Genomic DNA, 479 nt, shown 5'->3' on the forward strand with positions numbered 1-479 from the left:
TCATGACTGGGGTGAAGTCGTAACAAGGTAACCGTAGGGGAACCTGCGGTTGGATCACCTCCTTACCTGAGAAAGGTTGAGTGCAGTGCTCACACAGATTGTCTGATGAAAATAGAGTGCAAATGAGTCTGCGAAGCTGACCGTCGGGTCCCCTTCGTCTAGAGGCCTAGGACACCGCCCTTTCACGGCGGTAACAGGGGTTCGAATCCCCTAGGGGACGCCATATTGCAGGATGACGGGTGAAAGGCGTTGTCGGATTATCTTTAAACGGATTTAAGCGAATCTGTTTAGCGATATAAGCTCTTTAACAATCTGGAACAAGCTGAAAAATTGAAAGACTCAGTAATATCACCGAGGTATTATTGAGTTATCTCTCAAGCTGAACAATCCGAGACAGTTTCGGGTTGTGAGGTTAAGCGACTAAGCGTACACGGTGGATGCCTAGGCAGTCAGAGGCGATGAAGGACGTGCTAATCTGC

At 48.6% G+C, this 479-nt stretch carries 1 tRNA gene and 1 rRNA gene; both read left to right on the forward strand.

The features are described from left to right. Positions 1-65 (forward strand): 16S ribosomal RNA (locus tag SLS51_RS23295); the annotation flags it as partial. A gap of 82 nt (positions 66-147) precedes the next feature. Then, positions 148-223 (forward strand) — tRNA-Glu (locus SLS51_RS23300). Positions 224-479: the final 256 nt, after the last annotated feature.

Source organism: Photorhabdus africana, from assembly GCF_035181445.1.
In the GTDB taxonomy this organism is placed as follows: domain Bacteria; phylum Pseudomonadota; class Gammaproteobacteria; order Enterobacterales; family Enterobacteriaceae; genus Photorhabdus; species Photorhabdus laumondii.